Here is a 26,231-nt window from a genome sequence, read left to right as displayed (position 1 = left end):
GCGTTGGATACGATCTACGCCGAGTCTACGCCGCCCGGGCGCGGCGGCATCTCGGTCGTCCGCCTCAGCGGCCCCGACGCCCGGGTGATTGCAGAGGGTCTTGCGGGGCCCCTGCCCATTGCCCGTCACTGCTATCTTCGAGCCTTGCGTGATGGTGATCGGCTGATCGATCGCGGACTGGTCGTTCGGTTCGACGCCGGATCCAGCTTTACGGGCGAGGAGGTTGTTGAGTTCCAGCTCCACGGGGCACCGGTAGTGGTCAGGTTACTGCAGGTCAGGCTGGATAGCCTGGGTGCGCGGCATGCCGATGCCGGTGAATTCACCCATCGCGGCTTTCTGAACGGCCGGATGGATCTGACCGAGGCAGAGGGGCTGGCGGATCTGCTGGCGGCCGAAACCGAGGTGCAGCATCGTCAGGCCATTCGCAATGCCGGCGGCGCCTTGCAGGATTGGGCGACTGACCTTCGCAGCAAGCTCGTCCGCGCGGGCGCCCTGGTGGCGGCGTCGATCGACTTTGCCGACGAAGAGCTGCCCGATGATCTGGCGGTGGAAGCTGTCGCGTTGCTGCGCGAGGTTCGGGGCAGAATCGAAGAGCAGCTCGCGGGGTTTCCAGCGGCAGAGCAGATCCGGACCGGTTTCGAGGTGGCAATTGTAGGTCCGCCCAATGCCGGCAAGTCCTCTCTGCTGAATGCCATCGCGCGCCGCGAGGTCGCGCTGGTTACCCCTATCGAGGGCACAACCAGAGATGTTCTGGAAGTCAGGGTGGATCTTGGTGGACTGCCCGTGACTTTTCTTGACACCGCGGGTCTGCGTGAGACCAAGGACGTCGTGGAGCGGATGGGTATCGAGCGTGCCGAGTCGCGCGCGGCGGCCGCCGATCTTCGCATCCACCTCTCGGAGAGCGGAACGAGATCGGCTCGATTGTGGCGGGACGGGGATCTGTGCCTGCGGTCCAAGGCTGACCTGACCGAGGGCGGGGATATTTCGGCCGTGACAGGTCAGGGTGTGCGCGAGGTTCTCGATACGATAAGATCGCTGCTGACCGAGCGGGTATCGTCCGCCGGTCTGGTGACCCGCCACCGGCAGGCCAGCGCTCTGGAGCGAGCTCTCGCGGCGCTGGACGTGGAGGCGGGGCTGTCAGCGGAGCTGGTTGCCGACAATATACGCGTTGCGTCGACCGCGCTGCGTGAAGTGGTTGGCGAAATCGGCGTCGAAGACTATCTAGACGAGGTATTTTCAGCGTTCTGCATCGGGAAGTAGTTTCACGTGAAGCAATCCTACGAGGTCGTGGTTATCGGAGGCGGTCACGCCGGTGTCGAGGCGGCAGCTGCATCCGCCCGAACAGGTGCGGCGACGCTGCTGGTCACGATGCGCAGCGCTGACATTGGAACAATGTCGTGCAATCCGGCAATCGGGGGGCTCGGAAAGGGACATCTCGTTCGAGAAATAGATGCACTTGACGGGATCATGGGGTTGGCCGCCGACAGGGCTGGCATCCAGTTCCGTCTGCTGAACCGACGCAAGGGACCAGCAGTGCAGGGCCCAAGAGCGCAAGCGGATCGGGACTTGTACAAGATCGCGGTCAACGACTTGGTCCTGGATCACGACCGGCTGGACGTCCTTGCCGGCGAGGTCACGAAACTCCTGCGGGACGCTGCGGGACGAGTTCGGGCCATCGTCCTTTCAGAGGGGAGCGAGATCGGCGCCGGCGCCGTTGTTGTCACCGCCGGAACTTTCCTCAACGGTGTCATTCACACAGGGGACCAGAGCCGACGCGCGGGACGCTGGGGTGGGTCTGCTTCCGTAGGCTTGGCGGCGGAATTGCTGCGACTGGGTCTGCCGCTGGGACGATTGAAGACGGGGACCCCCCCGCGCCTTGCGAGGAGGACCATCGACTGGGATCGGCTGGAGCAGCAGCCGGGAGACGAGGACCCGGTCATGTTTTCTTATCTCAGCGAAGGTCCTGTTGCGCCTCAGGTCACATGCGCGATCACCCACACGAATGCGGAGACACACCGCATCATCTGGGATAATCTCGACCGGTCCGCGATGTATGGCGGCCGCATCGAAGGCGTTGGCCCGCGGTACTGTCCCTCGATTGAAGACAAGGTCGTGCGCTTCTTCGACAAGCGCTCGCACCAGGTTTTCCTGGAACCGGAAGGCTGGGACAGCGATATCGTCTACCCGAATGGCATCTCGACATCCCTGCCCGAGGAGGTTCAGTGCGATTACGTGCGAACGATGCGGGGTCTCGAGGAAGCCGAGATCCTGCAACCCGGTTACGCCGTGGAGTATGATTATGTCGACCCGCGCGCCTTGAAGCTTACCTTGGAACTCAAGCGCGTGCCCGGCTTGTACTTGGCCGGGCAAATCAACGGTACCACGGGCTATGAGGAGGCTGCGGCACAAGGGCTGGTGGCGGGACTCAATGCGGCCCGATCCGTCGCGTCGCGCGCGCCCGCCATCTTCTCCCGGACGTCGAGCTATATCGGGGTGATGATCGACGATCTGACCTCACGCGGTGTCTCTGAGCCCTACCGCATGTTCACGTCGCGGGCCGAGTTCCGGCTGTCCCTGCGGGCAGACAATGCCGACCAGCGGCTGACGCAGTTCGGCAGGGAGCTGGGTATCGTTCGCGACGAACGGTGGCATCACCATGAAAGGAAGGTCCGCGAGTATCGCCGGGCCGAGGCCATCGCCAAGAATACAGTCTTCACCCCGGCCGAACTCGGCGCACGTGGAATAGAGGTTCGTGCCGACGGGCAGCGGCGCTCCCTTTACGCGCTGCTTGGTCAGGCGGGCACATCCCACGACCGGATCGCGGCTCTCGACAGCGATCTCGCAAGGGTGGACGCCCTTATCGTCGAGCAGCTACAGCGGGATGCGCTCTATGCCCAGTACACGGACCGGCAAGCTCGTGACGCGGATGCGCTGAGGCGGGAAGAGGCGATTGCCATACCACCCGACTTCGCTTTCGGAACAGTGTCCGGATTATCCGGTGAACTGAAGCAGAAGTTGTCGGCTTCTCAGCCTGAAACAATCGCCCAAGCTGCGCGGATCGAGGGCATGACACCCGCTGCCCTGACGCTGCTGCTCGCATTGATCAGACGCCAGTCTCGTCAATCCGCGTGATTGCTTCACGTGAAGCGCAGCTTCGCTGCTATGCCGCTCTGGTCAAGAAATGGAGTCCGTCGATAAACTTGGTGGCAGCAAGCACGCTCACCGACCTGTGGGATCGACACATTCTGGACAGCGCACAACTCGCCGATGTCGCCCCTGAAGCGCCCTCTTGGCTGGATCTCGGCTCGGGCGGCGGGTTGCCCGGGCTTGTACTCGCCATTCTCCGTCCCACAATGAGTGTTGAACTGCTCGAGGCGGATGCCCGAAAGTGCGCCTTCCTGCGAACCTGCTCGCGCGAACTCGATCTGCCTAACGTGCGCGTCACGAACATGCGCATCGAACAGCGCATTCCCGCAACAGCAGAACATATCAGTGCCCGTGCGCTTGCTCCACTCGAGAGGCTCGTGCCATACGTGGCGCGGCATCTCGCCCCCCACGGAACCGCTTGGCTCATGAAGGGCGAGGCATGGCAGAACGAGGTAGATTCGGTGCGGAATGACTGGCGATTCACCCTGAATGTTCATCCGAGCCGAACCCGGCCCGGCGCAGCCATCCTGCAGCTCTCGGACATCCGGCATGCCTGAACCCGCAATCGTCGCCATTGCCAATCAAAAAGGTGGTGTGGGAAAAACTACCACCGCCATCAACCTCGGCGCCGCCTTAGCCGATCTTGGGCACAGCGTGCTGTTGGTCGACCTGGACCCGCAGGGCAACGCCTCGACGGGCCTTTCACTGGATCCCGATCAGCGCGAACCGAGCAGCTATGATCTGCTGACGGGCGAAGCCGGGTTGGCCGATGCTGTACGCGACACGGCGATTCCCCGCCTGTCGATCGTGCCCGCCAACGCGGACCTGTCCTCGGCCGATATCGACCTCTCGGCGCGGAGCAGCCGGACGAAATTGTTGCGGCAGGCCGTATCGCAGTCGAAGAGCGAGTTCGTGCTGATCGACTGCCCCCCGGCGCTCGGTCTGCTGACATTGAACGCCATGGTCGCGGCGCAGAGCGTGCTCGTGCCACTGCAGGCGGAGTTCTATGCTCTTGAAGGGTTGTCGCAACTGCTGCTCACCATCCGCGAGGTGCGCCAGTCCGCCAATCCCGATCTGCGGATCGAAGGCGTTCTGCTGACGATGTCGGATAATCGAAACAATCTTGCCATTCAGGTCGAGGCTGACGCGCGGTCCACCTTGGGAGAGCTGGTCTTCTCCACGGTGATCCCCCGCAATGTAAGGGTTTCCGAGTCCCCGTCGCACGGAAAGCCGGTCATCCATTACGATCCGGGTTCCAAGGGCAGCGCCGCGTACCGCGCTGTTGCAAAGGAATTCCTGCAGCGCAGAAAACATCCAGCCCGAGGCAAGCAGAATGTCTGATCGAAAATCCGAACGTCGTGGCTTGGGGCGCGGGTTGTCGGCCTTGATGGCGGACGTGGCACTGACCCCGGACGCGCCCGTCCCCGCGTCCCAAAGACTGCCAACCGAACAGCTGATCCCGAACCCGGCCCAGCCGCGTCGTGATTTCAAGCCGGAGCAGCTGCAGCAGTTGGCTGAGTCGTTGCGAAGCCGCGGCGTATTGCAGCCCCTGATTGTCAGGCCGCATCCGGATGGCGGTGATCTCTATCAGATCGTCGCGGGTGAGCGACGGTGGCGCGCCGCTCAAATCGCGCAACTGCACGACCTGCCTGTGATCGTCAGCCATCTGGACGACGCCGAGGTGCTGGAAGTCGCGCTGATCGAGAACATTCAGCGCGCCGATCTGAACGCGATCGAAGAGGCCGCGTCGTATCGCCAGCTCATGGACCGGTTCGGGCACACGCAGGAGAAGCTCGCCGAAGCCTTGAACAAGAGCCGCAGCCACATTTCGAACGTTCTCAGGTTGCTGAACCTGCCGGAGCAGGTGCAAGCCATGCTGCGCGACGACAGTCTGACGGCTGGCCACGCACGGGCCCTGATCACGGCGGATGATCCCGTGGGGCTTGCGCGTCGGGTGGTGGAAAAAGGCCTGTCGGTGCGCGAAACCGAACAGCTCGTGCGGGATCAGGGCGCCTCGCCCGTTGCCCGTGCACCGCGCCGGGAACCCGCCAAGGATGCCGATACCAGGTCGCTGGAGGCGGACCTTGGTGCCCAACTCAAGATGCGTGTCCGCATCGATCAGGCCGGACAGGACGGTGGCCGCGTGACGATTACCTATCGTGACCTGGATCAGCTCGACCGGTTGTGCCAGCTTCTCGGGGGATCCGCCTAGGGCGCAAGTTCGCGCAGCAGGGCGTTCAGCACCGGCCGACCCGTGGCGGTCGCCCTCAGACGACCGTCGGCAACGGTGACCAGCCCCAGCTCCGCAAGGGACGCTACGCGATCCGCGTCGACGGCTGTGCCGTTCAGGCGGGCGAACCGGGCCATGTCCATTCCCTCGCCCAGCCTCATCGACATCAGCATGTATTCCACGGCCCGATCGCTGCGCGACAGATCGACGGCCGCCAAGTCGCCGCTGCCCTGCGCCTCGACTGCCTTCAGCCAAGCGCCGGGTGCACGAATCGCTTCGGTGGCGCGCCGGTACTCGCCCAGACTCAGCCGACCATGGGCACCGGGCCCAACAGCTGCCCAGTCACCTTGGCGCCAGTAGATCAGGTTGTGGCGACATTCCGACCCGACCGCCGCGTAGTTGGAGATTTCGTAGCCGGCATAGCCGTGATGGTCGCAGATCTCCTGCGTGTCGAAGTACATGTCTGCGGAGAGGTCTTCGTCCGGCAGATCATTCAATTGTCCTGCCGCATGGCGCATCCCGAACGCGGTGCCGGGCTCGATAGTCAGCTGGTACAGCGACAGGTGGTCTGCCGCCATCGCCAGCGCGTCGTTCAGCTCCCGGCGCCAGGCACTACGCGTCTGCCCTTGTCGAGCATAGATGAGATCGAAGCTGACCCGGTCGAATGTCTGCCGCGCGATGTCGAATGCGGCGCGCGCCTCGGCAGCGCTGTGCTGTCGTCCCAGCCGGTGCAGATCCGCATCGTGCAAGGCCTGGACGCCCATCGACAGCCTGTTCACGCCGGCGTCGCGATAGCCCCGGAATCGCTCCGCCTCGACGCTGGTGGGATTTGCCTCCAGCGTGACCTCGATGTCGTTCGCCGCCGGCCAGGCCGATCGCGCCGCCTCAATGATGGCGGAGACGGTTTCGGGCGACATCAGCGACGGCGTGCCCCCGCCGAAAAAAATGCTGTTCAGGACCCGTCCGGGAACCTGGGTCGCCACGCGCGCGATCTCGGCACGGAACGCGGCGGTCCAGCGCGGTTCGTCGATGGTGAGCGCCACGTGGCTGTTGAAGTCACAGTAGGGGCACTTGGCGGCGCAGAACGGCCAATGAACGTACAGCCCGAACCCGCCGGCGCGCCAATCCTCCGCGACGGAGGAAAGTTGTCGGACAGGTTCGTGCTCGTGAGATGGTTGCAAATGCAACAATTTGGCGTGTTCCCGTTCCTCAGTCATACTTCCGCCATCCCGATCTCATCGCCGGCGGATCAGACCGTTTAGCTAGTCCGTTCCAAGGGCATATCAATGCGTGGGCCCTTACAGGTGCAGCGGGAGTGCGCAGCGGCTCTGGCAAAGAGGCCAGCACGTCACTCGAAAATCGCCTGCAGCTTGCGGAAGGCGTCGGCCCGGTGACTGATGCGGTTCTTCTCCTCTGCACTCATCTCGGCAAAGGTCCGATCCTGTCCATCCGGCACGAACATGGGATCGTAGCCATGGCCAAGCTCGCCGCGGACGGGCCAGACCAGCCGGCCCGCTACAACGCCCTCGAAAACTTCCTCATGTCCGTCGGGCCAGACCAGGACAAAGGTTGCGTGAAACTTCGCCGTCCGCGGCTCTGGAACGGCACGGGCCTCCAGTTCTCGCCATGTGCGGGTCATCGCCTGCATGAAATCGCGGCCCGTCTGGGTTTCCGCCCAGTCCGCCGTGTGGACGCCAGGCGCCCCGTCCAGCCCGTCAACCGAGATCCCGCTGTCGTCCGCAAGCGCGGGCAGGCCCGTCGCCTGCATCGCGGCGCGCGCCTTTATCCGGGCATTGCCCAGAAACGTCATTTCGGTTTCCTCGGGTTCCGCCAGACCCAGTTCGGCCGCACCGACAACGTCGATCCCGTGAGGGGCGAATAGGGCGCGCAACTCGTCGAGCTTTCCGGCATTGTGCGTCGCGACCAGCAGGCGCCGCTCGGTCAACCGTCTCATGCGACCGCGGACTTCTGTGCGTCGATCAGCGTCGCGCGGCTCTGATCAACAAGTTCCATCAACTGGTCCAGTTCCGTGCGCGAGAACGTCGATCCTTCGGCTGACATCTGAACCTCGATCAGCCGACCCGCACCGGTCACGACGAAATTCCCGTCGGTGCCCGCGACGCTGTCCTCGGCGTAATCGAGGTCGACGACGGGCTGACCGGCATAGATTCCGCAGCTGACTGCGGCAACGTGATCCAGGATCGGGTCGACGGTCACCATCTTGACGGCGAGCAGCTTATTCACCGCCAGGCGCAGCGCGACCCATCCCCCGGTGATCGCGGCGCAGCGGGTGCCCCCGTCGGCCTGGATGACGTCGCAGTCGACCACGATCTGCCGTTCGCCCAACGCCTGGCGGTCAACCCCGGCCCGGAGGGCGCGTCCGATCAGTCGCTGGATCTCGACCGTCCGACCGCCCTGCTTGCCCGCCGCGGCCTCGCGCCGGTTCCGGGTGGTGGTCGCACGGGGCAGCATCCCGTACTCCGCGGTGACCCAGCCCTGTCCGGTGCCCCGCAGGAACGGCGGGGGCCTGTCCTCGATCGACGCCGAACACAGCACATGCGTGTCGCCGCACTTGATCAGGCAGGACCCCTCTGCATGCCGCATGACGCCGGTTTCGATTGAAATCGGGCGCAGTTGGTCTAGATTTCGGCCAGAGGGGCGCATGCAGTGTCCTTTCAGGATGATGCTCGTCAGATACAGGCGCCCCCGCCCTGACCGCAACCCTAGCAGCCTGTCTCACATGACCTTGCACCCCGACGGTTCCATGAACAGCCGCGATCTGCTTTCCGACCTGAACGACCGCTCGCGTGAGGTGTTCCGCCGGGTCGTCGAGGGGTATCTGGAAACCGGCGAGCCGGTCGGATCGCGCACGCTGACCCGTGGCATGTCGGTGTCCGCCGCGACCATCCGCAACGTCATGCAGGATCTCGAGTTCCTGGGCCTGCTGGACAGTCCCCATGTCTCCGCCGGTCGGCAGCCCACCCATCTGGGCCTGCGCCTTTTCGTGGACGGGTTGATGGAGATCGATCCCGTTGCCCCGGCGGACCGCGCGCGGATCGAGGAAACGCTGGGGCATGATGACCCGGACACGCCGGTCCTGCTGGATCGCGTCAGCACCGCCCTGTCGATGATGACACAGGGCGCCTCCGTCGTCCTGATGCCCAAGCAGGAGGCCCCGGTCCGTCATATCGAGTTCGTCAGCCTGGCCCCCGGTCGTGCCCTGGTCATTCTGGTCTTCGCCGACGGGCGGGTCGAGAACAGGGTGTTCAGCCCCCCGCCGGGCCAGACGCCGAGTTCGATGCGCGAAGCGGCCAACTTCCTGAATGCGCAGGCCGAAGGCCGCACGCTCGCCGAATTGCGGGCCAGTCTGGGCGACGCCATCGCGCAGAACCGGCAGCAGATCGACCGGCTTGCCGCCGATCTGGTCTCTGCCGGGCTGGCGATGTGGGATTCGGACGCGCCGGATCCCCGCCTGATCGTCAAGGGACGCGCCAATCTGCTGGCCAACGAATCCGCCGATCTGGACCGTGTCCGGGTGCTGTTCGACGACCTGGAGAGAAAGCGCGACATCGCCCAGTTCCTGGAACTGGCGGAAGAGGGCGAGGGCGTCCGGATTTTCATCGGGTCCGAAAACAAGCTTTTTTCACTTTCGGGTTCCTCTCTCGTCGTTTCGCCATATATGAACGCTGATCGACGAATAGTGGGCGCTGTCGGGGTGATCGGTCCGACACGGTTGAACTATGGCCGGATCGTTCCGATTGTGGACTACACCGCGCAGCTTGTCGGCCGGGTGCTGTCCGGCCGAAAAGGGTAGGACGAATGAACGATACACTGACCGGGCAGATCGAGACCGGCGATCTCGATCAGCAATATGACGAGGATGGCGCGCTGGACGCGGCCGATCGGGACGGCGACGACGGCCGGATTCAGGCGCTCGAGGCCGAGCGCGACGATTATCGGGATCGCTTCATGCGCGCCCTGGCGGATGCCGAAAACGCGCGCAAGCGGGCCGAGAAGGACCGGCGCGAGGCGGAACAATATGGCGGTTCTCGTCTGACGCGTGACCTGCTGCCGGTCCACGACGCCCTCAGCCGCGCACTGGATGCGGCGGGCGAAAGAACCGAGTCGAACGCGGCCCTGATCGAGGGTGTGGAATTGACCTTGCGTGAACTGACGAACGTTCTGACGAAGCACGGCGTTGTCGTCGTGAACCCTGCCATCGGGGACCGTTTCGACCCGAAGGTGCACGAGGCGATGTTCGAGGCGGCGGTGCCCGGCACGACCGCCGGCAGCATCATCCAGGTTATGGCGAACGGTTTCATGCTGCATGACCGCTTGCTGCGTGCGGCACAGGTGGGGGTGTCGTCGATGCCCGCCGAGAAGACTGCCCAGCCGGCGACCTCGCAGCAGAATTGACGTCCCTCGGTCCTGCTCGGGGTTTGGCAGCGACCGGACATTGCCGCGCCGCGGGCGATCGGGTCCTTTACGGACCTTCAAACCCTGCCTAGGTAAGACGGCGGCGGAACGATCGCGTCCGCTGCCGTTCACGTGAAAGGATCGATGATGCTGCGCCACCGCCTCGACGACGATGACGATGATGACGACGATGAGCGGCCGCGCGAGGACGGGCAACAGGGCGAGGATCTGGGCCTTCCGCAAAGCCCTGCAATCGACAAGCTGTATTTCCGGTCGCGCACCGTGATCGTTGCCGGGACGATCAACGACAAGCTGGCGCAGCGCACCGTGTCGCACCTGCTGGCCCTGGCCGAGGACAGCGACAAGCCGATTAACGTCCTGATCTCCTCGCCCGGTGGGCACGTCGAATCCGGCGACATGATCCACGACGTGATCCGTTTCATCCGCCCCCCGGTGCGGACCATCGGCTCAGGCTGGGTCGCCAGTGCGGGGGCCTTGATCTTTGTCGGTGCAAAGCGGGAAAACCGGTTCTGCCTGCCCAACACGCGGTTCCTGATCCACCAGCCCTCGGGCGGGATCGGCGGCACCAGTTCCGACATGATGATCCAGGCCGAGCAGCTGCGTCTGATGCGGGACCGCCTGAACCAGATCTTTGCGGATGCCACCGGGCAGTCGATCGACCGCGTTGCTGCCGACACGGAGCGGGACTTCTGGCTGAATACCCAGGAAGCCATCGACTACGGTCTGCTCAGCAAGGTGATCCGCAGCGCCGACGACCTGCCATGACGGCGGCGGCGGGCGCGCCCACAAGGTGCGCCGCGCCATCGCAGGGCAGGGAGAGAGCGGCCAGCACCAGCAGCGTCGGTGCGGTGACAAGACTCGTGACGGGCGGATGATGCCGCGCTAGTCTGAAGCTGGCCGCCTCGCGCCAGACCCGCAGAAGAAAGCCAGTCCGATGCCGAAGTTCACGCCTCATCTCTTGCTCAGCCTTGCGCTGCTGACCGCCCCCGCAGCAGCACAGAACACGCAAATGACCGTACCCCTGCAGGAACCCGGCAGCGCCGCCGCGCCTGCGGACACGGTGCAGGTTCCGTCCACACAGCCCTCAGCCGGAACAGAAGAGCAGGCCGGCGCCGCCAGTCTGGCGAGTGACGACCAGCAGATCGTCTCGACGCCGGCCGAGACGGGTGCCCCGGCTCCGGCAGAGATCGCCCCGGGCGCGCTCGAACCTGCTCAGACCGAGATGCCGGCGAGCACGCAGGAAGCGCTGGCCACCCCGACCATGGCCGATCCGGACGCCTCTGCGGCGGACGCTGCCGGCGTCAGCGTGAATGATCAGCAGCCTGGCCCGCAGAACGCCAACACCTCTCCCCCGGACGCATCCACCGATCCGGTCCGCGACACGGCGGCAACTGCAGCGACCACCCCGGCGGCAGCTGCGGGGCAGGCACCTGAGGATGAGGAACAGCAGGACGCTGCGGCCACTGCCGAGGATCAGGCTGCCGCCGCGCGCCAGTATGCGTCGACGGTACAGGCAAAATCACAGGTCGGCATCGGCTTGACGCCGGAGGAAGTGGCAGCCATTGCCGGTGCACCTGCGATCACCCCGGTCTTTCTGTTCGACCAGGACGAAGGGCAGGGCGATCCTGCGTCAGCGCAGTCGAGCGAGGGAGCCGACGAGGCGACAGTCGCGGTTGCCGCGCAGGATGGCGCCGGCTCGGACGGCGTAGCGACCGCGGCGACCGAACCCGAACAGGAGAACGCTGACGGGACCGCCCCCGGCAACGAGGGCTCGACAGGTTGGACCGGCGGTCTGGGCGGATCGATGATCGGCACCAACCCCGCGGGCGCATTGCCGGAGTCCAAGACGTGGCAGCCGCCGACCGCACGCGGTGTCGACCTCGCCGGATGAGGGGTGCCGGCTGCATGGGCCGGACTGGCGGAGGAGAATGGGAGTCGAACCCACCCGGGACAGGCGCGCTGCCCCAACCGGATTTGAAGTCCGGCCGCCCCACCGGGGACGATTCTCCTCCAACTCAGGGCCGGTCCACCTCAGAGCCCGTCGGCGAACATGTCTGCGCGATGTGGGTTGATGCGCCGCAGATCGCCGCGCCTCAGTGTTACGCCATGCCGGTCGAAAAAGTCGAGCAGTTCGATCGCCACCTTGCGCCCGTTCTGGAGCCTGTCGCGGAACGCGGCGGCGGTGACCCAGCCGTCCTCGGCTGATCGCTGCACGTCGGCGATGATCCGCACCATCTCTGCCGTTGTCGTTCGCAGGAAGAAATGGTCGTGGCGCAACTGGTCCACCCGTCCCTGGCGGGCGGCCATGCGCATGACCCGGCGGACATCCGCCTCTGGCACGTCCATTTCGGTCGCGAGATCCCGGACCCGTGGCGGGCGGAAGCGGGCAGCGCCGCCCAGATGGGGCAGCAGCCTGTCCAGGAGCGCGTCGTCTGCTGGGGACAGTCGGGCGGTATGTCCGGCCAGCCGCACGAACCCGCCCTCGACCACGATCACGCCGTCTCGAGACCGGCTGGACAGGTAATCCGTGAAGGCCGCGGGAGGCAGGCGCGGCGTCAGCGCCAGGCGCAAGCGCTCGCGACCGATGCCCTGCATCTCGGGATGTTCCACGTGAAATGTCGACAGCCTGTCGATCAGCATCGCGTCCAGACCGCGGATCGTGTCGGCCGCCATGACCAGGGTCGTGTCCCCGGCATTGATCGTGTGCTGCGCGGTGGCGAGCCGTGCCACGATTTCGTCCGACAGCGCCCGATCCCGGGCAAACCCGTCGAGCTCCACGAAATGGGGCGGCAAGGCCAGCAGGTCATTCAGTGCGACTTCCGGGTCGGTCGTCCCGTTTGCGGCGATCACCTGTAGTCGTTCGGGTGTGCGGCGACGGCGCGCCGGGGCGCGCAGGTCGCGGAAGTCGCCCCCGCCCAGCGTCCGCCGAGCCGAGACGTCGCGCAGAATAAACCGTTCGCCCACCATGGCGGCGATAGGGCGGTCCAGCACCAGCTGAACCGGCCCGCTATCCCCGGGCCCTAGGTCACCGCCCAGGGGGACGATCCGGACCCCCGTTTCCACGGCACCGACGTGAAGCCGCGCGGGGAACCACGTCGAGATCGGCTTGGGCTCGGACGGCAGCACCCGCAGCACGGCGTCGATCCGGTCGGTGGGTACATGCAGCACAGGGTCAAGCGCCACGTCGCCGCGATGGATACTGTCGCGGCTGATCGCCTCGCCCGCCAGGTTCACGGCACAGCGCTGCCCGGCCAGCCCGGTCGCCGCTGGCTGGTTCTGGGCATGGATCGCCCGCACCCGGCCGGACAGCCCGGCCGGAGAGATGACGACCGTGTCTCCGACCGAGACGCGTCCGGTCTGGACGGTCCCGGTCACCACGGTCCCCGCGCCCTTCAGCGTAAAGCTGCGATCGACCGCCATCCGGAACCTGCCGGTCGCGCTACGGGCCACGGTTGCCGCCTCCGCCGCCGCAAGCGCGTCCCTCAGTTGCCCGACCCCTTCGCCGGTGATCGATGACACGGGGATCACATCGGACTGCGCCAGTCCGGTTTCGTCGAGCAGCGCCCGGATCTGCGCCGTCACGTCGGCGCGACGTTCCGGCCCGGCCAGATCCGCCTTGCTCAGGGCGACGATGCCACGGTGCACGCCGAGCAGATCCAGGATGGCCAGATGCTCGCGCGTCTGCGGCATCACCCCGTCGTCCGCGGCCACCACCAGAAGGGCCATGTCGATCCCGCCGGCCCCGGCGAGCATGGTATGGACAAACCGTTCATGCCCCGGCACGTCGACAAAGCCGGTAATTGCCCCGCCGCCCAGATCGGCATAGGCGAATCCCAGTTCGATGGTGATCCCGCGGGCCTTTTCCTCGGCCAGCCGATCTGCGTCGACCCCGGTCAGCGCCCGCACCAGCGCAGTCTTGCCGTGGTCGATATGTCCGGCCGTGCCGACGATCATAGATGCGAAAGGGTGCCCAGCAGCGCCCCGTCATCGGTCAGGCAACGCAGATCGAGCAGCAGGGCACCGTCCCGGATGCGCCCGATGACCGGCACCGGCAGTGCCCGCAGTCGCGCGGCCAGCCGGTCCGGCGCATCGCCCCCGTGACCGCGCAACGACAGTGCTACCGACGGCAATGTCTCGACGGGCATCGCGCCCGATCCGATCTGGCTCATGCAATCGACGACGTCCAGCTGATGGTCCGGCAGCATGGCGCCGACCGGGCCCCTCAACCGACGGGCCTGCGCCGCGATATCGTCCCGCGTGCGAGTCAGCAGGCGCAGGGTCGGCAGCCGTTCGGCGAGACGGTCCGGATCGCGATACAGTCGCAAGGTCGCCGCGATCGCTGCAAGGCGGATCTTGTCGACCCGCAGCGTCCGTTTGAGCGGGTCCTGGTTGATCTGCTTGATCAGCTCGGCCCGTCCGACGATGAAGCCGGCCTGGGGGCCGCCCAGCAGCTTGTCGCCAGAGAACGTCACGAGATCGGCGCCTTCGGCCACCGCCTGTGCGACCGTCGTTTCCGCCGGCAGGCCCCAACGGGCGGGATCGACCAGCGTCCCGGACCCGAGGTCATGCACCATCGGCAGCCGCGCCTCGCGCGCGATGGCGGCGAGGTCGTCCGCCGGCACCGCAGCCGTGAAGCCCTCGATCCGGTAATTGGACGGGTGAACCTTCATCATCAGGGCGGAACGATCAGTAACCGCGTCGCGATAGTCCCGCGCATGAGTGCGATTGGTGGTGCCCACTTCGATCAGCGTCACGCCCGCTCGTGCCATGATGTCGGGGATGCGGAACGACCCGCCGATCTCGACCAGTTCGCCCCGCGACACGATCGCCTCGCGCCCCCGCGCCAGTGCGTTGAGCACCAGCAGGACAGCGGCGGCATTGTTGTTGACGACCGTGGCCGCCTCGGCGCCGGTCAGGTCGCACAGAAGCTGCGAGACGTGATCGTCCCGCTCACCCCGGCGGCCGGTGCCCAGATCGTATTCCAGCGCAACGGGATGGCGCATTGCGTCTACCGCCGCGGCGATGGCGGCCTCGGCCAGCACGGCTCGGCCCAAGTTGGTGTGCAGCACGGTTCCGGTCAGGTTGATCACCGGACGCAAACTGCTGATCGTCTCGGCGTCCAGCCGTTCGCCGGCGGACCGGACCAGCGCTGCGGCACTCGGTGCCGCCCCCCCGGCGCGTATGGTATCGCGCGCGGCGTCCAGCGTGGCGCGCAGGGCGTCCGTAACGGCAGCGCGTCCGTGTCGGTGTGTCAGGTCCTGCGCCGAGCCGGCGAGAAGCCGGTCGAGTGACGGCAGGTCGCGCAGCGCCTGCATCAGTAGCCGATCAGAAAGGGGTTGAGGCCGCCGCGGCGCCAGGGCTCCGACTGCATCAGGGCGTCCAGCCCCATGCTGGCGACATCGTCGGCCACCGGGTCGAGCGAGGGGTTGCGGGTCTGCAGCATCTGCTTGACCCAGCATCCGCATTCCTCGCAGGTTTCTGCCCTGATCGTCGCCTCGCCGGAACCGTCGTCCAGCGACCGGAAACCGATCCCTTTCGTCGATCCGCAGCACAGGCATTTCACCCGAACCTCGTTCCACTGCGTCTGACAGCAGTTGCACACAGCATAGCGGGTGCCTTCGGCGCCCTGGATTCCAATGACGACCGAGGACACGGGCTTGCCGCCGCAGGATGGACAGACGCCGGTGCGGATCGCAACCAGCTGGCCGGCGTCGAGCGCGGCAGCCATACGGCCCAAATGCACCTGGATCGCAGCCGCCACGAACAGATGCGGCGCTGCGCTGTCGGCCGGAACGGCGTCGTCCAGGACATTCCCGACCAGCCAGCGCCGGTCATCGTTGGTTGCGGCAGTCAGCGCCTGCAACGCGAGCCGTGCCGGGGCCGGCATGTCGATGCCGTCGGCCTCGCGACAGAACTGTTCAAGGGTAGTGGTCAGGTTCGGATCGTCGATCAGCGCATGTCTATCAATCGGCGGCATCCGGGATGAACGGGCCAGCGCAATTCGATCGGCGGGCAAAGCAGCGGGGGCGGGCAGGGATCGGCACATCCTGTCCTGCACCCGTGACAGTTCGGCGAGGAAACGCAGATACGGTCCCAGCTTCGATGTTTCGGCCAAGAAGGCAAATCGATCCGCCCGTGCCGCGAACAGCCGTTCGGGTTGGGGCAGAATGGCCAACGGCGGCGTGGGTACGCCGCCGATCATGTCAGGTCTGGGCTGGACGTCCTGCGTCATCGTTCCCCCGGGCGAGCGCCGTGAGGGGTCACTCTGCCGGATCGGCCCGTTGGCGTCTAGCCAGTTCCCGCAGCCACTTGCGGTGGTGCCGCCAGGCCCAGCCCCCGGTCACCCGGCCCGAGACCATCGCCTGCAGGGTTCCCCGGGTCCAGAAGGCCGCGAAGATGTGCAGGATGAGGGTCAGGATGATCAGCACCGCGGAGACCGAGTGGGTCAGCAGAGCGATCCGACGGGTCTCGACGGAAACAAGGTCGGGAAAGAACTGGTACCAGATCATCACGCCAGAGATGATCAGCACAAGGATCAGCCAGAACATCGCCCAGAAGACAAATTTCTGCCCGAAATTGTACTTTCCGAGTTCCGGCAAACGTTCTTCATGCCCGGAAACCACGTCACGGAAGTTGGACAGCCAGACCAGATCCTCGCGCCGCATGATATTGTAGCGCCACAACTGCAGGAACAGCAGCATGAAGCTGAGGAACAGCACGATCCCGATGAAGGGGTGCAGCCAGCGCGTGGTCTCGCCGCCGCCGAACAGTCCCGACAGCCAGTAGAGGGACGGATCGAAGAAGGCGAAACCGGACAGCGCCAGCAGGATCAGGGTTATTGCCGTCACCCAGTGGTTCAGCCGGGTCAGCCCGCCATAGCGTTTGACCTCGACCGGATCGCGGGACACGATCCGGTCGCCGGGCTCGGAATAGACGCGACGCGCCATCAGACCTGCTCCTCCGGTGGTGCCGCCGGGTCGGCCGCGCGGTCGACCATGTCAGCGGCCCTCTGTTCGTCTTCGGCCTCCACGTCACTGCGGGTCATCAGCCCCATCACGAGGCTGCCCACCGCGGCGAGCCCCATCGCAGCCAGGCCGAAGGTCTTGGTGGGACCTTTCCAGTTCTCGACAACCCCGGCGATCTGCGGATTTTCCGGCAGATCGTTGTAGATGCCGGGCTTGTCGGCGTGGTGCAGGACGTACATGACATGCGTCCCCCCGACGCCTTCAGGATCGTAGATCCCGGCATTGTCGTAGCCGCGTGACTTCAGATCCTCGACCCGCTCGGCCGCCAGGGCGGTCATGTCGTCCTTGGTGCCGAAGGTGATCGCCTTGGTCGGGCACGCCTTGGCACAGGCCGGTCCTTGGCCGACGGCGACCCGGTCGGAACACAGCGTGCACTTGTACGCCTTGTGGTCCGCCCGACCCAGCCGCGGGATGTCGAACGGGCACCCGCTGACGCAATAGCCGCAACCGATGCAGTTCTCCTGGATGAAGTCGACGATGCCGTTCGAATACTGCACGATCGCGCCGGGTGCGGGGCAGGCCGTAAGGCAGCCCGGCTCGGCGCAGTGCATGCAGCCATCCTTGCGGATCAGCCATTCGAAGTCGCCGCTGTCGGGGTTGTCGTATTCGGCGAACCGCATCAGCGTGTACATGTCGGGGGTCAGATCCAGCGGATTTTCGTAGACCCCGACATTCGCCCCGATCTCGGGGTGGGTGTCGTTCCATTCGACGCAGGCCGACTGGCACGCCTTGCAGCCGATGCACTTGCTGACGTCGATCAGCTTGGCGACCGGCGTTAGGGCGGTGGGTTCGGCGGCGACCGGCCCCCCCGCCGAGGATCGCACCACGGCGGCCTGGCCCATATTGCCCTGCACCGGCTGGACCGGCGGATTGGCCGCCGCGGTCCGCGGGCTGTCCATCATGGGTGATACGGTCACGACACGGCCTCCCCGACTGCGGGTTCGATGTTCACCAGGAACGCCTTGTATTCCGGCGTCTCGATGTTGGCGTCACCGACAAAGGGCGTCAGGCTGTTCGGCCCCCACCCCTTGCGTGCGGCGCCGACAAAGCCCCAGTGCAGCGGAATTCCGACGACATGGACGGTCTTGCCGTCGCAGATCATCGGCTTGATCCGCTTGGTCACCAGCGCCTTGGCCCAGACCTCGCCACGCTTGGACCAGACACGCACCTGCCCGCCGCGGGTGATTCCGCGCTCCGCGGCCAGCTCCTCGCTGATTTCCACGAAGAATTCGGGCTGCAGCGAGGCATTCACCACGTTGTGCTTGGTCCAGTAGTGGAAATGTTCGGTCAGGCGATAGCTGGTGGCGACGAACGGGAACTCCGTGCTGTCGCCCAGATGCGCCACGTCGCTTTCGAATAGGCGCGCGACCGGGTTCCCGCGCATCTTGGCGTTGAACACGTTCGCCATGGGGCTTTCGAACGGCTCCATGTGGGTCGGGAACGGACCATCCCGCATCATGCCCCGGGTGAACAGGCGCGATACGCCTTCCTGGTTCATGATGAACGGGCCCACCTCGTCGGGCTTGGCGGTGGGTGCGATGTCAGGGACGTCGTACCCCGTCCATTTCTCGCCGGTCCACCAGATCAGCGGACGTTCCGGATCCCAGGGATTGCCCGCCAGATCGGCCGAGGCCCGGTTGTACAGCGTCCGGCGATTGACCGGCCAGCTCCACGACCAGTTGGCATAGGCGCCGGTTTCGTCGGGGTCGGAATTGTCCCGCCGCGCCATGTTGTTGCCGTCCTCGTTCCAGCAGCCGGAATAGATCCAGCAGCCGCACGAGGTCGAACCATCGTCGCGCAACTCGGTGAAGTTCTTCACCAGCTTGCCCTTGGCGGCCAGCACCTTGGCCTGGTCAGCAGGATCGGTGACGTCCTCCAGCGCCCGCCCGTTCATCTCCTTCGCCAGTTCTTCGGCGGTGGGATCGTTCGGGTCGGCGTAATCCCAGGTGAGGTTCACGATGGGATCGGGGAACACGCCGCCTTCCTTCAGGTACAGATCGCGCACCCGCAGGAAGATCTGCGCCATGATCCAAGTGTCCAGCTTGGCGTCACCCGGCGGCTCGGCGCCCGGCCAGTGCCACTGCAGCCAGCGGCCCGAGTTGGTCAGCGAACCTTCGTCCTCGGCAAAGCAGGACGACGGCAGCTGGATCACTTCGGTCTGGATGGCGGCGGAATCCACCGGATTGTGCTCGCCGTGGTTTTCCCAGAAGCGGGCGGTCTCGGTTTCCAGCGGGTCCATCGTCACCAGCAGCTTCAGCTTGGACAGCGACCGTGTGACCTTGCCCCGGTCGGGGAAGGCCAGCAGCGGGTTGAAGCCCTGGCAGAAGTACAGGTTGCAGCGTCCCTGATCCATCAGCTCGAACATCCGCAGGACGTCATAGGTAGGGACATCCAGCTTGGGCAGATAGTTGTAGGCCCAGTCGTTCTCCTTGGTGGCGGCGTCACCCCACATTGCCTTCATGAAGCTGACCATGAACTTGGGATAGTTCTGCCAGTAGCTGGTCTGGTTCGGGCGCAGCGGCTTGAACGCCCGGCTCTTCATGTACGATTCCCAGCTGGGTTCCTTTTCCGTGGGAATGTTCAGATAGCCGGGGATCAGGTTGGACATCAGACCGATGTCTGTCAGCCCCTGGATGTTGGAATGGCCGCGCAGCGCGTTCATCCCGCCGCCCCGGACCCCGATATTGCCCAGGATCAGCTGCAGCATCGCCATGCCGCGGATGTTCTGGGCGCCCTTGGAATGCTGCGTCCAGCCCAGCGCGTACATCGAGGTCATCGTCTTGGTGGGCGACGAGCATTCCCCGATCATTTCCGCGATCTTCAGGAACCTGTCGCTGGGTGTCCCGCAGACGCGTTCCACCATCTCGGGCGTGTACGCGTCGACATGCGCGCGCAGCAACTGCCACACGCAACGGGGATTCTCCAGGGTCGGGTCAACCTCGGCGTAGCCGTCCTCGCCGATGACATAGTCCCAGCTCGACTTGTCATAGTCGCGCTTTTCCTCGTCATAGCCGGTGAACAGCCCGTCCTTCCACCCGAACTCGTCCTTCACGATGAGCGACGCGTTCGTGTAGTTGCGAACGTAATCCCACTGAATCTTGTCGTTCTCCATCATGTACCGGATCAGGGCCATGAGGAACACGATGTCGGTCCCCGGACGGATCGGGGCATAGTAGTCGGACACCGATGCGGTGCGCGTGAACCGGGGGTCCACGACGATCAGCTTGGCCCCGCGATGGTGCTTGGCCTCGGTTACCCACTTGAACCCGCAGGGGTGGGCTTCGGCGGCATTGCCGCCCATCACGATCACAAGGTCGGTATTCTTGATGTCGGTCCAGGAGTTCGTCATCGCTCCACGGCCAAATGTCGGGCCCAAACTGGACACCGTGGGGCCGTGTCAGACGCGTGCCTGGTTGTCGAAACCTACAATACCCATCGACCGGACCACCTTGTAGGTCGCCCAGGCCGTTTCGTTGGTGGTGGCCGAAGCGGCCAGGAACCCCGCGGTGGTCCACCGGTTCACCGGGATGCCCACCTCGTTCAGGGTCATGAAGTTCGCGTCGCGATCGTCCTTCATGGTCCGGGCGATCTTGTTCAGCGCATCGTCCCAGCTGATCGGCTCGAACGCGGTGCCGCCGGCCCGCCGGATCATCGGCTGGGTCAGGCGCGTCTCGGCATTCACGAAACCGCGCAGCGCCGCGCCCTTGGGACACAGCGTCCCACGGTTGGTCGGGTGATCCGCATCGCCTTCGATATGGAAGATGCGGTTCTTGCCGGTCTGCTCGTCCTTGCGCGAATACAGGATGACGCCGCATGCGACAGAGCAATAGGGGCAGGTGTTGCGTGCTTCGGTCGTGGCGACCAGCTTGAAATCGCGCACATGCGCAAGTTCGGCCGCCTCTGCCTCGCCAAAGCCCATCGCTCCGAGCGATGTTGCCGCGACACCCGCGCCCGCCAGCTTCAGGAAGCTGCGACGCGAGAGGTCGATGTTCATCGGGTCCTCCGTTGTTGCCTGTCCACCAAGATAGGTCCGACCATCTTGGAGCAATCCGGGATCAAGTCAAGAAACACTCGGCCTGGGCTGGTTCGGATCGGGGTCAACCGGGCCAGGCTGTCGGTCCCGTGTCCGGCGGGTTGACATCTGCGCGGGACGGACGCCCTGAATGCCCATCTGTGATCGCCGGCACACGGCCGCACGCCCACGAAAGGATGTCCGATGGCCCAGACCGATCTCCGCCTGTCCCAACTGTCCCACGGCGGCGGCTGCGGCTGCAAGCTGGCGCCGGCCGTCCTGCGCGAACTGCTGGCCGACCAGCCCGTGGGCCAGATGTTCCCGCAGCTGCTCGTCGGAAACGAGACCGCCGACGATGCCGCGGTGTGGCAGCTGGACGATCAGACCGCGGTGATCGCCACGACGGATTTCTTCATGCCGATGGTCGACGATGCCCATGCCTTTGGCCGCATCGCCGCCACCAATGCCATTTCCGACATCTATGCGATGGGCGGCCGGCCGATCATGGCGCTGGCGATTCTCGGGATGCCCGTCGACCGGCTTCCGGCCGGCACCATCCGCGACATCCTGCAGGGCGGCCAGTCGGTCTGTGCCGAGGCGGGGATTCCGGTCGCCGGCGGGCATTCCATCGACTCGGTCGAGCCGATCTACGGGCTGGCGGTGATCGGCATCGTCAATCCCGGCAAGCTGCGCCGCAATGCCGATGCACAGCCCGGGGATGTGCTGATCCTGACCAAGGGGCTTGGCGTCGGCCACTATTCCGCCGCGATCAAGAAGGATGCGCTGGATCAGGCGGGGATCGACGAGATGATCGCCTCGACCACCCTGCTGAACCGGATCGGGGTCGATCTGGCCGACGATCCGGCGGTCCGTGCGATCACCGATGTGACCGGTTTCGGTATCCTGGGCCACGGGCTGGAGGTCGCGCGGGCGTCCGGCGTTCGGCTGGTGATCGATCGCGCCGCCCTGCCACGGCTGAGCCGGGCGGACGACCTGGCGCAGGCGGGGTTCGTGACCGGCGCCTCGCACCGCAACTGGGCCGCCTATGGCGACGACATCACGCTGCCGCCCGACTGTCCCGACTGGCAGCGGGCGCTGCTGTGCGATCCGCAGACCTCCGGCGGGCTGCTGGTGTCCGTCGCGGCGGACTCGGCGCCGGGCTGGATCGACCGGCTGCACGAGGCAGGCTATCCGCTGGCTGCCGTGATCGGCGGGGTCGAGCAAGGCGGCGGTGTGACCGTCCTTTGATCAAGCGCGGCCCCGGCCGATCCGGCCGGTGCCCGGCGCATTCAGTCCTTGGACCGTTCGACGTAGCTGTTGTCTTCGGTGTTGATCACGATCCGCGTACCGGCGCCGATATGGGGGGGCACCATCACCCGCAGCCCGTTGTCGCAGGTCGCGGGCTTGTAGGACGACGACGCGGTCTGTCCCTTGACCACCGGCTCGGTCTCGGTGACCTCGACGGTGATCCTCTGCGGCAGTTCCAGCGCGATCGGGGCGCCGTTGAACACCTGCAGGGACACCCGCATGCCTTCCTGCAGATAGGCCTTCTGGTCGCCGACCATGTCGGCGGGGGCGACGACCTGCTCATAGGTCTCGGGCTCCATGAAGTGGAACCCTTCGCCGTCCTCATACAGGAAGTCGTAGCCGCGTTCGTCGACATGGGCGCGCTCCACCTGTTCGGTGGTGCGCCAGCGCTCGCTGACCTTCACGCCGTCGGCGATCCGGCGCATGTCCACCTGGGTGACGGGGGTGCCCTTGCCGGGGTGGAAGTTCTGGGCGGTCAGCACGACATACAGCTTGTCGTCGATCTCGACAACGTTGCCCTTGCGGAGGCTGGAGGCGATGACTTTCACTTGCGACTTTCTTGCGATCTGGGAATGCGTGGATTATCGCCGCGGTGCTTAGCGCATCACGCGCGAAATCGCCAGAGGTGCGCCGATGCCCCGTCCGACACCGGCGACGCAGACCCCGTGGTGGGACCGCGGCCGCCATGCCGACCGTCGGCCTGTTCTGATCACCCGCAACCGCATCCAGCGGGCGATCCGTGGCTGGCTGGAGGCCGAGGGCTTCACCGAGGTGGATCCTGCGGCTTTGGCGATCAGTCCGGGCAACGAGGCGCATCTGCACGGCTTTGCGACCGAGGCGATCGGAAATGACGGGCAGGGGCGGCGGATGTACCTCCACACCAGCCCCGAATTCGCCATGAAGAAGCTGCTGGCCGCCGGTGAAACCCGCATCGCGGCCTTCGTCCATGTCTGGCGCAATCGCGAACGGGGTCCCCTGCACAGCCCGGAATTCACCATGCTGGAATGGTACCGGGTGGGCGAATCCTACGGCGTGCTGATTGATGACTGCGCCGCGATGCTGCGGCTGGCCGCCGGGGCCGCCGGGACGCCCGTCCTGCGGTTCCGCGACCGCACCTGCGACCCGCTTGCGGACCCCGAGCGGCTGTCGGTGGCCGACGCGTTCGCCAAACACGCCGGCATCGACCTGCTGGCCACCGTGACCGTGCAGGGGCAGACGGACCGGGATGCCCTGGCCGCGCAGGCCCGCGCGGCCGGCCTGCGGGTGGCGGCGGACGACAGCTGGGGCGATATCCTCAGCCGTGTGCTGGTGGACCGGATCGAGCCGCATCTCGGCCACGGCCGCCCCACGATCCTGGACCGCTATCCCGCCCCCGAGGCCGCCCTGGCCCGGCGCGCGCCCGATGACCCCCGCGTCGCCGAGCGGTTTGAGCTGTATGCCTGCGGGGTGGAACTGGGGAACGGCTTCGGCGAACTGACCGACGCCGACGAACAGCGCCGCCGGTTCGTGGCCGAGATGGACGAGAAGCAGCGGGTGCACGGTGAGCGTTATCCGCTGGATGACGACCTGCTGGATGCGCTCAGCCGCATGCCACCGGCCAGCGGCATCGCGCTGGGATTCGATCGGCTGGTGATGCTGGCCACCGGGGTGCCGCGGATCGACGACGTGCTGTGGACCCCGGTGCCCTGATCATCCCTGACGACCCCTTTCCTGCCGGGCCAAGGGGGCTTTTGCGGCCGGTGCCGCGCGGGTAGCCTGTGCGGCATGGTCGATTACCCCGCCCTTGCCGCACGCATCCGCTCGCTCACCGCGGGCGAAACCGACGAGGTGGCGCTGATGGCCACGCTCGCCTGCGAGATCCACCACGCCGATGATCGCTTCGACTGGACAGGCTTCTATCGCGTGGTCGGGCCCGAGCTGCTGAAGATCGGGCCCTATCAGGGCGGGCATGGCTGCCTGACGATCCCGTTTTCACGCGGGGTGTGCGGCGCCGCGGCCCGAACGGGCCGGACGCAACTGGTGCCGGACGTCGATGCGTTCCCGGACCACATCGCGTGTGCCAGTCGACCCGGTCCGAAATCGTGGTGCCGGTCTTCGGGGCCGACGGGCGGCTGATCGGAGTGCTGGACATCGACAGCAATCGGCCCGACGCCTTTACCGCCGCCGATCAGGCCGGCCTGGAAGGGATGATGCAGAATGTCTTTGGAAAACTCTGAGCGGCACGCCGCGTGCCTGTGCGGCGCAGTCCGCGTCACCATCCGTGGGGCGCTGTCCGACGCGGCCGCCTGCCATTGCAGCCAGTGCCGGCGCTGGTCCGGGCATGTCTGGGCCGCCATTCCGGTCCCCCGCGACCAGCTGACGATCGAGGGCGCGGCGCATGTCCGCTGGTACCCGTCGTCCGCCGCGGCCGAGCGGGGGTTCTGCACCACCTGCGGATCCTCGATGTTCTGGCGCGCCACCGGCAGCGATCAGATCGACGTGGCTCTGGGCTGCATCGAGTCCCCGACCGGGCTGCAGCTGGAGCGGCATATCTGGGTTGGCGACAAGGGCGACTACTACGACATCGCCGACGGTGTGCCGCAGGAGGACAGGCAGTGAGCGCAGGCGGCCTGTCCGGTGCCGTACGACTTGTGCCGGCGCTCTCCGGCCCGCCGTGGCAGTTGCGGCGGGGTTTGCGCGGGTGATCTGGGAGACGCTGGGAAACATCCCGCCTGCGCAGCTTGCGGCGTTTGTCACGGGCGGGCTGGTCCTGAACTTTGCGCCGGGCCAGGACGTCGTCTTCGCCAGCGCCTGCGGGGTGCAGGGCGGGCCGCGCGCCGGGGCGCTGGCGGGGTTCGGCGTGGGGATGGGGGCGCTGTGCCACGTGCTGATGGCCACGGTCGGGCTGGGCGCAATCGTGGCCGCGCACCCCGAGGCGCTGCGCCTGATCCGTTGGGCCGGCGCCTTCTACCTGCTGTGGCTGGCGTGGAAAAGCTGGACGGCCGGACCCGTACAGCTGTCCGTCCGGGCGGCGGTGCGCCCGTGGACCATCGTCCGCCGCGGCATGCTGTCGAACCTGCTGAATCCCAAGCCGGTGCTGTTCCTGCTGGCCTTCCTGCCGCAATTCACGCGGCTGGCCTATGGGCCGATCTGGCAGCAGATCCTGGGGCTGGGGCTGATCTTTGTGGTGACCGGAACGATCGTCACGATGGGCTATGGCGTCGTGGCCGGGTATCTGGGGCAGATGCTGGGCCGGCACATGCGGGTGCTGAACCGGGTCGCGGCGGTGATGTTCGCGGGGCTGGCGCTGCGGCTGGTGGCGCGATGAGCTTTGTCTATCGACCCACCGACGAGCCGCCGCGGCTGATCCATGACGACGACCAGATCCTGGTGGTCGAAAAGCCGGCCGGGCTGCTGTCGGTGCCGGGGCGCGGGCCGGACCGGGCCGATTGCCTGATCGCCCGGCTGGGCCGCGCCTTTCCCACCGTGCTACTTGTGCACCGGCTGGACCTGGACACGTCGGGGATCATGGTCTTTGCGCTGACGCCGCATGCGCAGCGCCATCTGGGCCGGCAGTTCGAGCAGCGTCAGGTGAAGAAGACCTACATCGCCCGGGTGTCCGGGCGGCTGGTGCCGGCGACGGGGGCCGTGGACCTGCCGCTGATCGTGGACTGGCCGAACCGGCCGCGGCAGAAGGTGGATCACGAGACCGGCCGGCCGGCGCGGACCGAGTGGCGGGTGGTGCGTGCCGGTGACGCCGAGACGCGGGTGCGGCTGACGCCGGTGACGGGGCGCAGCCACCAGCTGCGGGTGCACATGGCGAGCCTCGGACACCCGATCCTGGGCGACACGCTGTACGCGTCGGGGGCGGCCGCGGACCATCCGCGGCTGATGCTGCATGCCGAAACGCTGCGGCTGCGCCACCCCGACAGCAACCTCAGCATGAGCTTTTCGGCCCCTGCACCATTCTGACGATGTTCACGCATGGTTCATGCAGTTTTCATGCATCGTTCTGCACATATCCCGCAACGTGCGGTGATGCCGGCCGCGCGCAGCCTTTCCCCGGGATCGCGCGTTGAGCCGCCGAACCGCA

At 66.2% G+C, this 26,231-nt stretch carries 26 protein-coding genes and 1 tRNA gene; 15 read left to right on the top strand and 12 right to left on the bottom strand.

Features of this window, described 5'->3' with window-relative positions; genetic code table 11:
- Positions 1-3: 3 nt before the first annotated feature.
- Genes mnmE through Q0938_RS07325 form a run of 5 tightly spaced genes read left to right on the top strand, consistent with a single transcriptional unit; the run spans position 4 to position 5,359 of the window.
- Positions 4-1,260, top strand: a complete 1,257-nt coding sequence (gene mnmE / locus Q0938_RS07345; protein WP_299360631.1) for a tRNA uridine-5-carboxymethylaminomethyl(34) synthesis GTPase MnmE — start codon at positions 4-6, stop codon at positions 1,258-1,260.
- Between the two features lie 27 nt (positions 1,261-1,287).
- On the top strand, positions 1,288-3,132 hold the full coding sequence (gene mnmG, locus Q0938_RS07340; RefSeq protein ID WP_366942737.1) for a tRNA uridine-5-carboxymethylaminomethyl(34) synthesis enzyme MnmG: 1,845 nt from the start codon (positions 1,288-1,290) through the stop codon (positions 3,130-3,132).
- Positions 3,129-3,704: a 16S rRNA (guanine(527)-N(7))-methyltransferase RsmG gene (rsmG, locus tag Q0938_RS07335; protein ID WP_299360627.1), complete on the top strand. Its 576-nt coding sequence runs from the start codon at positions 3,129-3,131 to the stop codon at positions 3,702-3,704. Before mnmG ends, rsmG begins: the two co-directional genes overlap by 4 nt.
- A complete protein-coding gene (locus Q0938_RS07330; RefSeq protein WP_299360625.1) occupies positions 3,697-4,488 on the top strand; it encodes a ParA family protein in 792 nt (263 codons plus the stop codon). The genes rsmG and Q0938_RS07330 overlap by 8 nt, the downstream gene beginning before the upstream one ends.
- Positions 4,481-5,359, top strand: a complete 879-nt coding sequence (locus tag Q0938_RS07325; protein ID WP_299360623.1) for a ParB/RepB/Spo0J family partition protein — start codon at positions 4,481-4,483, stop codon at positions 5,357-5,359. Before Q0938_RS07330 ends, Q0938_RS07325 begins: the two co-directional genes overlap by 8 nt.
- Here the strand turns inward: Q0938_RS07325 and hemW are convergent.
- The 3 genes from hemW to rph all read right to left on the bottom strand — a co-directional run bounded on the left by hemW (position 5,356) and on the right by rph (position 8,041).
- A complete protein-coding gene (hemW, locus tag Q0938_RS07320; protein ID WP_299360622.1) occupies positions 5,356-6,558 on the bottom strand; it encodes a radical SAM family heme chaperone HemW in 1,203 nt (400 codons plus the stop codon). The genes Q0938_RS07325 and hemW overlap by 4 nt on opposite strands.
- A gap of 167 nt (positions 6,559-6,725) precedes the next feature.
- Positions 6,726-7,331: an RdgB/HAM1 family non-canonical purine NTP pyrophosphatase gene (gene rdgB / locus Q0938_RS07315; protein ID WP_299360621.1), complete on the bottom strand. Its 606-nt coding sequence runs from the start codon at positions 7,329-7,331 to the stop codon at positions 6,726-6,728.
- The gene (gene rph / locus Q0938_RS07310; protein WP_299360620.1) at positions 7,328-8,041 is read right to left on the bottom strand and encodes a ribonuclease PH; all 714 of its coding nucleotides are present in this window, start codon (positions 8,039-8,041) and stop codon (positions 7,328-7,330) included. Before rph ends, rdgB begins: the two co-directional genes overlap by 4 nt.
- A gap of 100 nt (positions 8,042-8,141) precedes the next feature.
- On the opposite strand from rph, the gene hrcA reads away from it, so the two are divergent.
- The 4 genes from hrcA to Q0938_RS07290 all read left to right on the top strand — a co-directional run bounded on the left by hrcA (position 8,142) and on the right by Q0938_RS07290 (position 11,705).
- Positions 8,142-9,191 (top strand): heat-inducible transcriptional repressor HrcA, encoded by a 1,050-nt coding sequence (gene hrcA / locus Q0938_RS07305; RefSeq protein ID WP_299360619.1) that lies wholly within the window; start codon positions 8,142-8,144, stop codon positions 9,189-9,191.
- Between the two features lie 5 nt (positions 9,192-9,196).
- A complete protein-coding gene (locus tag Q0938_RS07300; RefSeq protein WP_299360618.1) occupies positions 9,197-9,793 on the top strand; it encodes a nucleotide exchange factor GrpE in 597 nt (198 codons plus the stop codon).
- Between the two features lie 147 nt (positions 9,794-9,940).
- A complete protein-coding gene (locus Q0938_RS07295; RefSeq protein ID WP_299360617.1) occupies positions 9,941-10,579 on the top strand; it encodes an ATP-dependent Clp protease proteolytic subunit in 639 nt (212 codons plus the stop codon).
- A gap of 244 nt (positions 10,580-10,823) precedes the next feature.
- Complete coding sequence (locus Q0938_RS07290; protein WP_299360615.1) at positions 10,824-11,705, top strand: hypothetical protein; 882 nt, start codon at positions 10,824-10,826, stop codon at positions 11,703-11,705.
- Positions 11,706-11,730: 25 nt separating this feature from the next.
- On the opposite strand, the gene Q0938_RS07285 is transcribed toward Q0938_RS07290, so the two are convergent.
- From Q0938_RS07285 to fdnG, 7 genes are all read right to left on the bottom strand, one after another.
- Positions 11,731-11,826: transfer RNA gene (locus tag Q0938_RS07285), tRNA-Sec, on the bottom strand.
- 19 nt (positions 11,827-11,845) lie between these two features.
- The gene (gene selB / locus Q0938_RS07280) at positions 11,846-13,768 is read right to left on the bottom strand and encodes a selenocysteine-specific translation elongation factor (protein WP_299360601.1); all 1,923 of its coding nucleotides are present in this window, start codon (positions 13,766-13,768) and stop codon (positions 11,846-11,848) included.
- Positions 13,765-15,129 (bottom strand): L-seryl-tRNA(Sec) selenium transferase, encoded by a 1,365-nt coding sequence (gene selA / locus Q0938_RS07275; protein ID WP_299360599.1) that lies wholly within the window; start codon positions 15,127-15,129, stop codon positions 13,765-13,767. The genes selB and selA overlap by 4 nt, the downstream gene beginning before the upstream one ends.
- Positions 15,129-16,046 carry a formate dehydrogenase accessory protein FdhE gene (gene fdhE, locus Q0938_RS07270; RefSeq protein WP_299360598.1) on the bottom strand — a complete coding sequence of 306 codons (918 nt, stop codon included), beginning with the start codon at positions 16,044-16,046 and terminating at the stop codon, positions 15,129-15,131. Before fdhE ends, selA begins: the two co-directional genes overlap by 1 nt.
- Positions 16,047-16,074: 28 nt before the next feature.
- Positions 16,075-16,761, bottom strand: coding sequence for a formate dehydrogenase subunit gamma (locus tag Q0938_RS07265; protein WP_299360597.1), 687 nt, complete (start codon positions 16,759-16,761; stop codon positions 16,075-16,077).
- Complete coding sequence (gene fdxH / locus Q0938_RS07260) at positions 16,761-17,756, bottom strand: formate dehydrogenase subunit beta (protein WP_299360596.1); 996 nt, start codon at positions 17,754-17,756, stop codon at positions 16,761-16,763. Before fdxH ends, Q0938_RS07265 begins: the two co-directional genes overlap by 1 nt.
- A complete protein-coding gene (gene fdnG, locus Q0938_RS07255) occupies positions 17,753-20,833 on the bottom strand; it encodes a formate dehydrogenase-N subunit alpha (protein WP_299360594.1) in 3,081 nt (1,026 codons plus the stop codon). Before fdnG ends, fdxH begins: the two co-directional genes overlap by 4 nt.
- A gap of 222 nt (positions 20,834-21,055) precedes the next feature.
- On the opposite strand from fdnG, the gene selD reads away from it, so the two are divergent.
- The gene (selD, locus tag Q0938_RS07250; protein WP_299360592.1) at positions 21,056-22,099 is read left to right on the top strand and encodes a selenide, water dikinase SelD; all 1,044 of its coding nucleotides are present in this window, start codon (positions 21,056-21,058) and stop codon (positions 22,097-22,099) included.
- A gap of 41 nt (positions 22,100-22,140) precedes the next feature.
- Here selD and efp read toward each other — a convergent pair whose 3' ends face one another.
- Positions 22,141-22,707, bottom strand: a complete 567-nt coding sequence (gene efp / locus Q0938_RS07245; RefSeq protein WP_299360591.1) for an elongation factor P — start codon at positions 22,705-22,707, stop codon at positions 22,141-22,143.
- Positions 22,708-22,792: 85 nt separating this feature from the next.
- Here efp and epmA point away from each other — a divergent pair, with 85 nt between their 5' ends.
- Positions 22,793-23,848, top strand: coding sequence for an EF-P lysine aminoacylase EpmA (epmA, locus tag Q0938_RS07240; RefSeq protein ID WP_299360589.1), 1,056 nt, complete (start codon positions 22,793-22,795; stop codon positions 23,846-23,848).
- Here the strand turns inward: epmA and Q0938_RS07235 are convergent, their stop codons facing one another.
- Positions 23,849-24,109: a hypothetical protein gene (locus Q0938_RS07235; RefSeq protein ID WP_299360588.1), complete on the bottom strand. Its 261-nt coding sequence runs from the start codon at positions 24,107-24,109 to the stop codon at positions 23,849-23,851. It lies immediately after the preceding gene.
- Between the two features lie 32 nt (positions 24,110-24,141).
- On the opposite strand from Q0938_RS07235, the gene Q0938_RS07230 reads away from it, so the two are divergent.
- From Q0938_RS07230 to Q0938_RS07215, 4 genes are read left to right on the top strand one after another with little or no spacing between them, the layout of a single operon-like run.
- On the top strand, positions 24,142-24,375 hold the full coding sequence (locus tag Q0938_RS07230) for a GAF domain-containing protein (RefSeq protein WP_299360587.1): 234 nt from the start codon (positions 24,142-24,144) through the stop codon (positions 24,373-24,375).
- Complete coding sequence (locus tag Q0938_RS07225) at positions 24,356-24,757, top strand: GFA family protein (RefSeq protein ID WP_299360586.1); 402 nt, start codon at positions 24,356-24,358, stop codon at positions 24,755-24,757. The genes Q0938_RS07230 and Q0938_RS07225 overlap by 20 nt, the downstream gene beginning before the upstream one ends.
- A 55-nt stretch (positions 24,758-24,812) precedes the next feature.
- Complete coding sequence (locus tag Q0938_RS07220; protein ID WP_299360585.1) at positions 24,813-25,466, top strand: LysE family translocator; 654 nt, start codon at positions 24,813-24,815, stop codon at positions 25,464-25,466.
- Complete coding sequence (locus Q0938_RS07215) at positions 25,463-26,110, top strand: pseudouridine synthase (protein WP_299360583.1); 648 nt, start codon at positions 25,463-25,465, stop codon at positions 26,108-26,110. Before Q0938_RS07220 ends, Q0938_RS07215 begins: the two co-directional genes overlap by 4 nt.
- Positions 26,111-26,231: the final 121 nt, after the last annotated feature.

The organism is uncultured Paracoccus sp. (assembly GCF_947496875.1).
Taxonomy (GTDB): Bacteria; Pseudomonadota; Alphaproteobacteria; order Rhodobacterales; family Rhodobacteraceae; genus Paracoccus.
The sequence above is the reverse complement of the archived record's forward strand: the minus strand, read 5'-3'. Positions and strand labels throughout refer to the sequence as shown.

Excerpts from the sequence above, each read along its gene's own strand:
- rph (WP_299360620.1), bottom strand. The coding sequence starts at position 8,041 with ATGCGCCCCTCTGGCCGAAATCTAGACCAACTGCGCCCGATTTCAATC.
- selD (WP_299360592.1), top strand. The coding sequence starts at position 21,056 with ATGGCCCAGACCGATCTCCGCCTGTCCCAACTGTCCCACGGCGGCGGC.
- Q0938_RS07265 (WP_299360597.1), bottom strand. The coding sequence starts at position 16,761 with ATGGCGCGTCGCGTCTATTCCGAGCCCGGCGACCGGATCGTGTCCCGC.
- Q0938_RS07295 (WP_299360617.1), top strand. The coding sequence starts at position 9,941 with ATGCTGCGCCACCGCCTCGACGACGATGACGATGATGACGACGATGAG.
- Q0938_RS07235 (WP_299360588.1), bottom strand. The coding sequence starts at position 24,109 with ATGCCCGCCCTGATAGGGCCCGATCTTCAGCAGCTCGGGCCCGACCAC.
- selB (WP_299360601.1), bottom strand. The coding sequence starts at position 13,768 with ATGATCGTCGGCACGGCCGGACATATCGACCACGGCAAGACTGCGCTG.
- Q0938_RS07300 (WP_299360618.1), top strand. The coding sequence starts at position 9,197 with ATGAACGATACACTGACCGGGCAGATCGAGACCGGCGATCTCGATCAG.
- Q0938_RS07325 (WP_299360623.1), top strand. The coding sequence starts at position 4,481 with ATGTCTGATCGAAAATCCGAACGTCGTGGCTTGGGGCGCGGGTTGTCG.
- Q0938_RS07225 (WP_299360586.1), top strand. The coding sequence starts at position 24,356 with ATGTCTTTGGAAAACTCTGAGCGGCACGCCGCGTGCCTGTGCGGCGCA.
- hrcA (WP_299360619.1), top strand. The coding sequence starts at position 8,142 with ATGAACAGCCGCGATCTGCTTTCCGACCTGAACGACCGCTCGCGTGAG.
- fdhE (WP_299360598.1), bottom strand. The coding sequence starts at position 16,046 with ATGACGCAGGACGTCCAGCCCAGACCTGACATGATCGGCGGCGTACCC.
- rdgB (WP_299360621.1), bottom strand. The coding sequence starts at position 7,331 with ATGAGACGGTTGACCGAGCGGCGCCTGCTGGTCGCGACGCACAATGCC.
- Q0938_RS07330 (WP_299360625.1), top strand. The coding sequence starts at position 3,697 with ATGCCTGAACCCGCAATCGTCGCCATTGCCAATCAAAAAGGTGGTGTG.
- selA (WP_299360599.1), bottom strand. The coding sequence starts at position 15,129 with ATGCAGGCGCTGCGCGACCTGCCGTCACTCGACCGGCTTCTCGCCGGC.
- Q0938_RS07290 (WP_299360615.1), top strand. The coding sequence starts at position 10,824 with ATGACCGTACCCCTGCAGGAACCCGGCAGCGCCGCCGCGCCTGCGGAC.
- Q0938_RS07215 (WP_299360583.1), top strand. The coding sequence starts at position 25,463 with ATGAGCTTTGTCTATCGACCCACCGACGAGCCGCCGCGGCTGATCCAT.
- epmA (WP_299360589.1), top strand. The coding sequence starts at position 22,793 with ATGCCCCGTCCGACACCGGCGACGCAGACCCCGTGGTGGGACCGCGGC.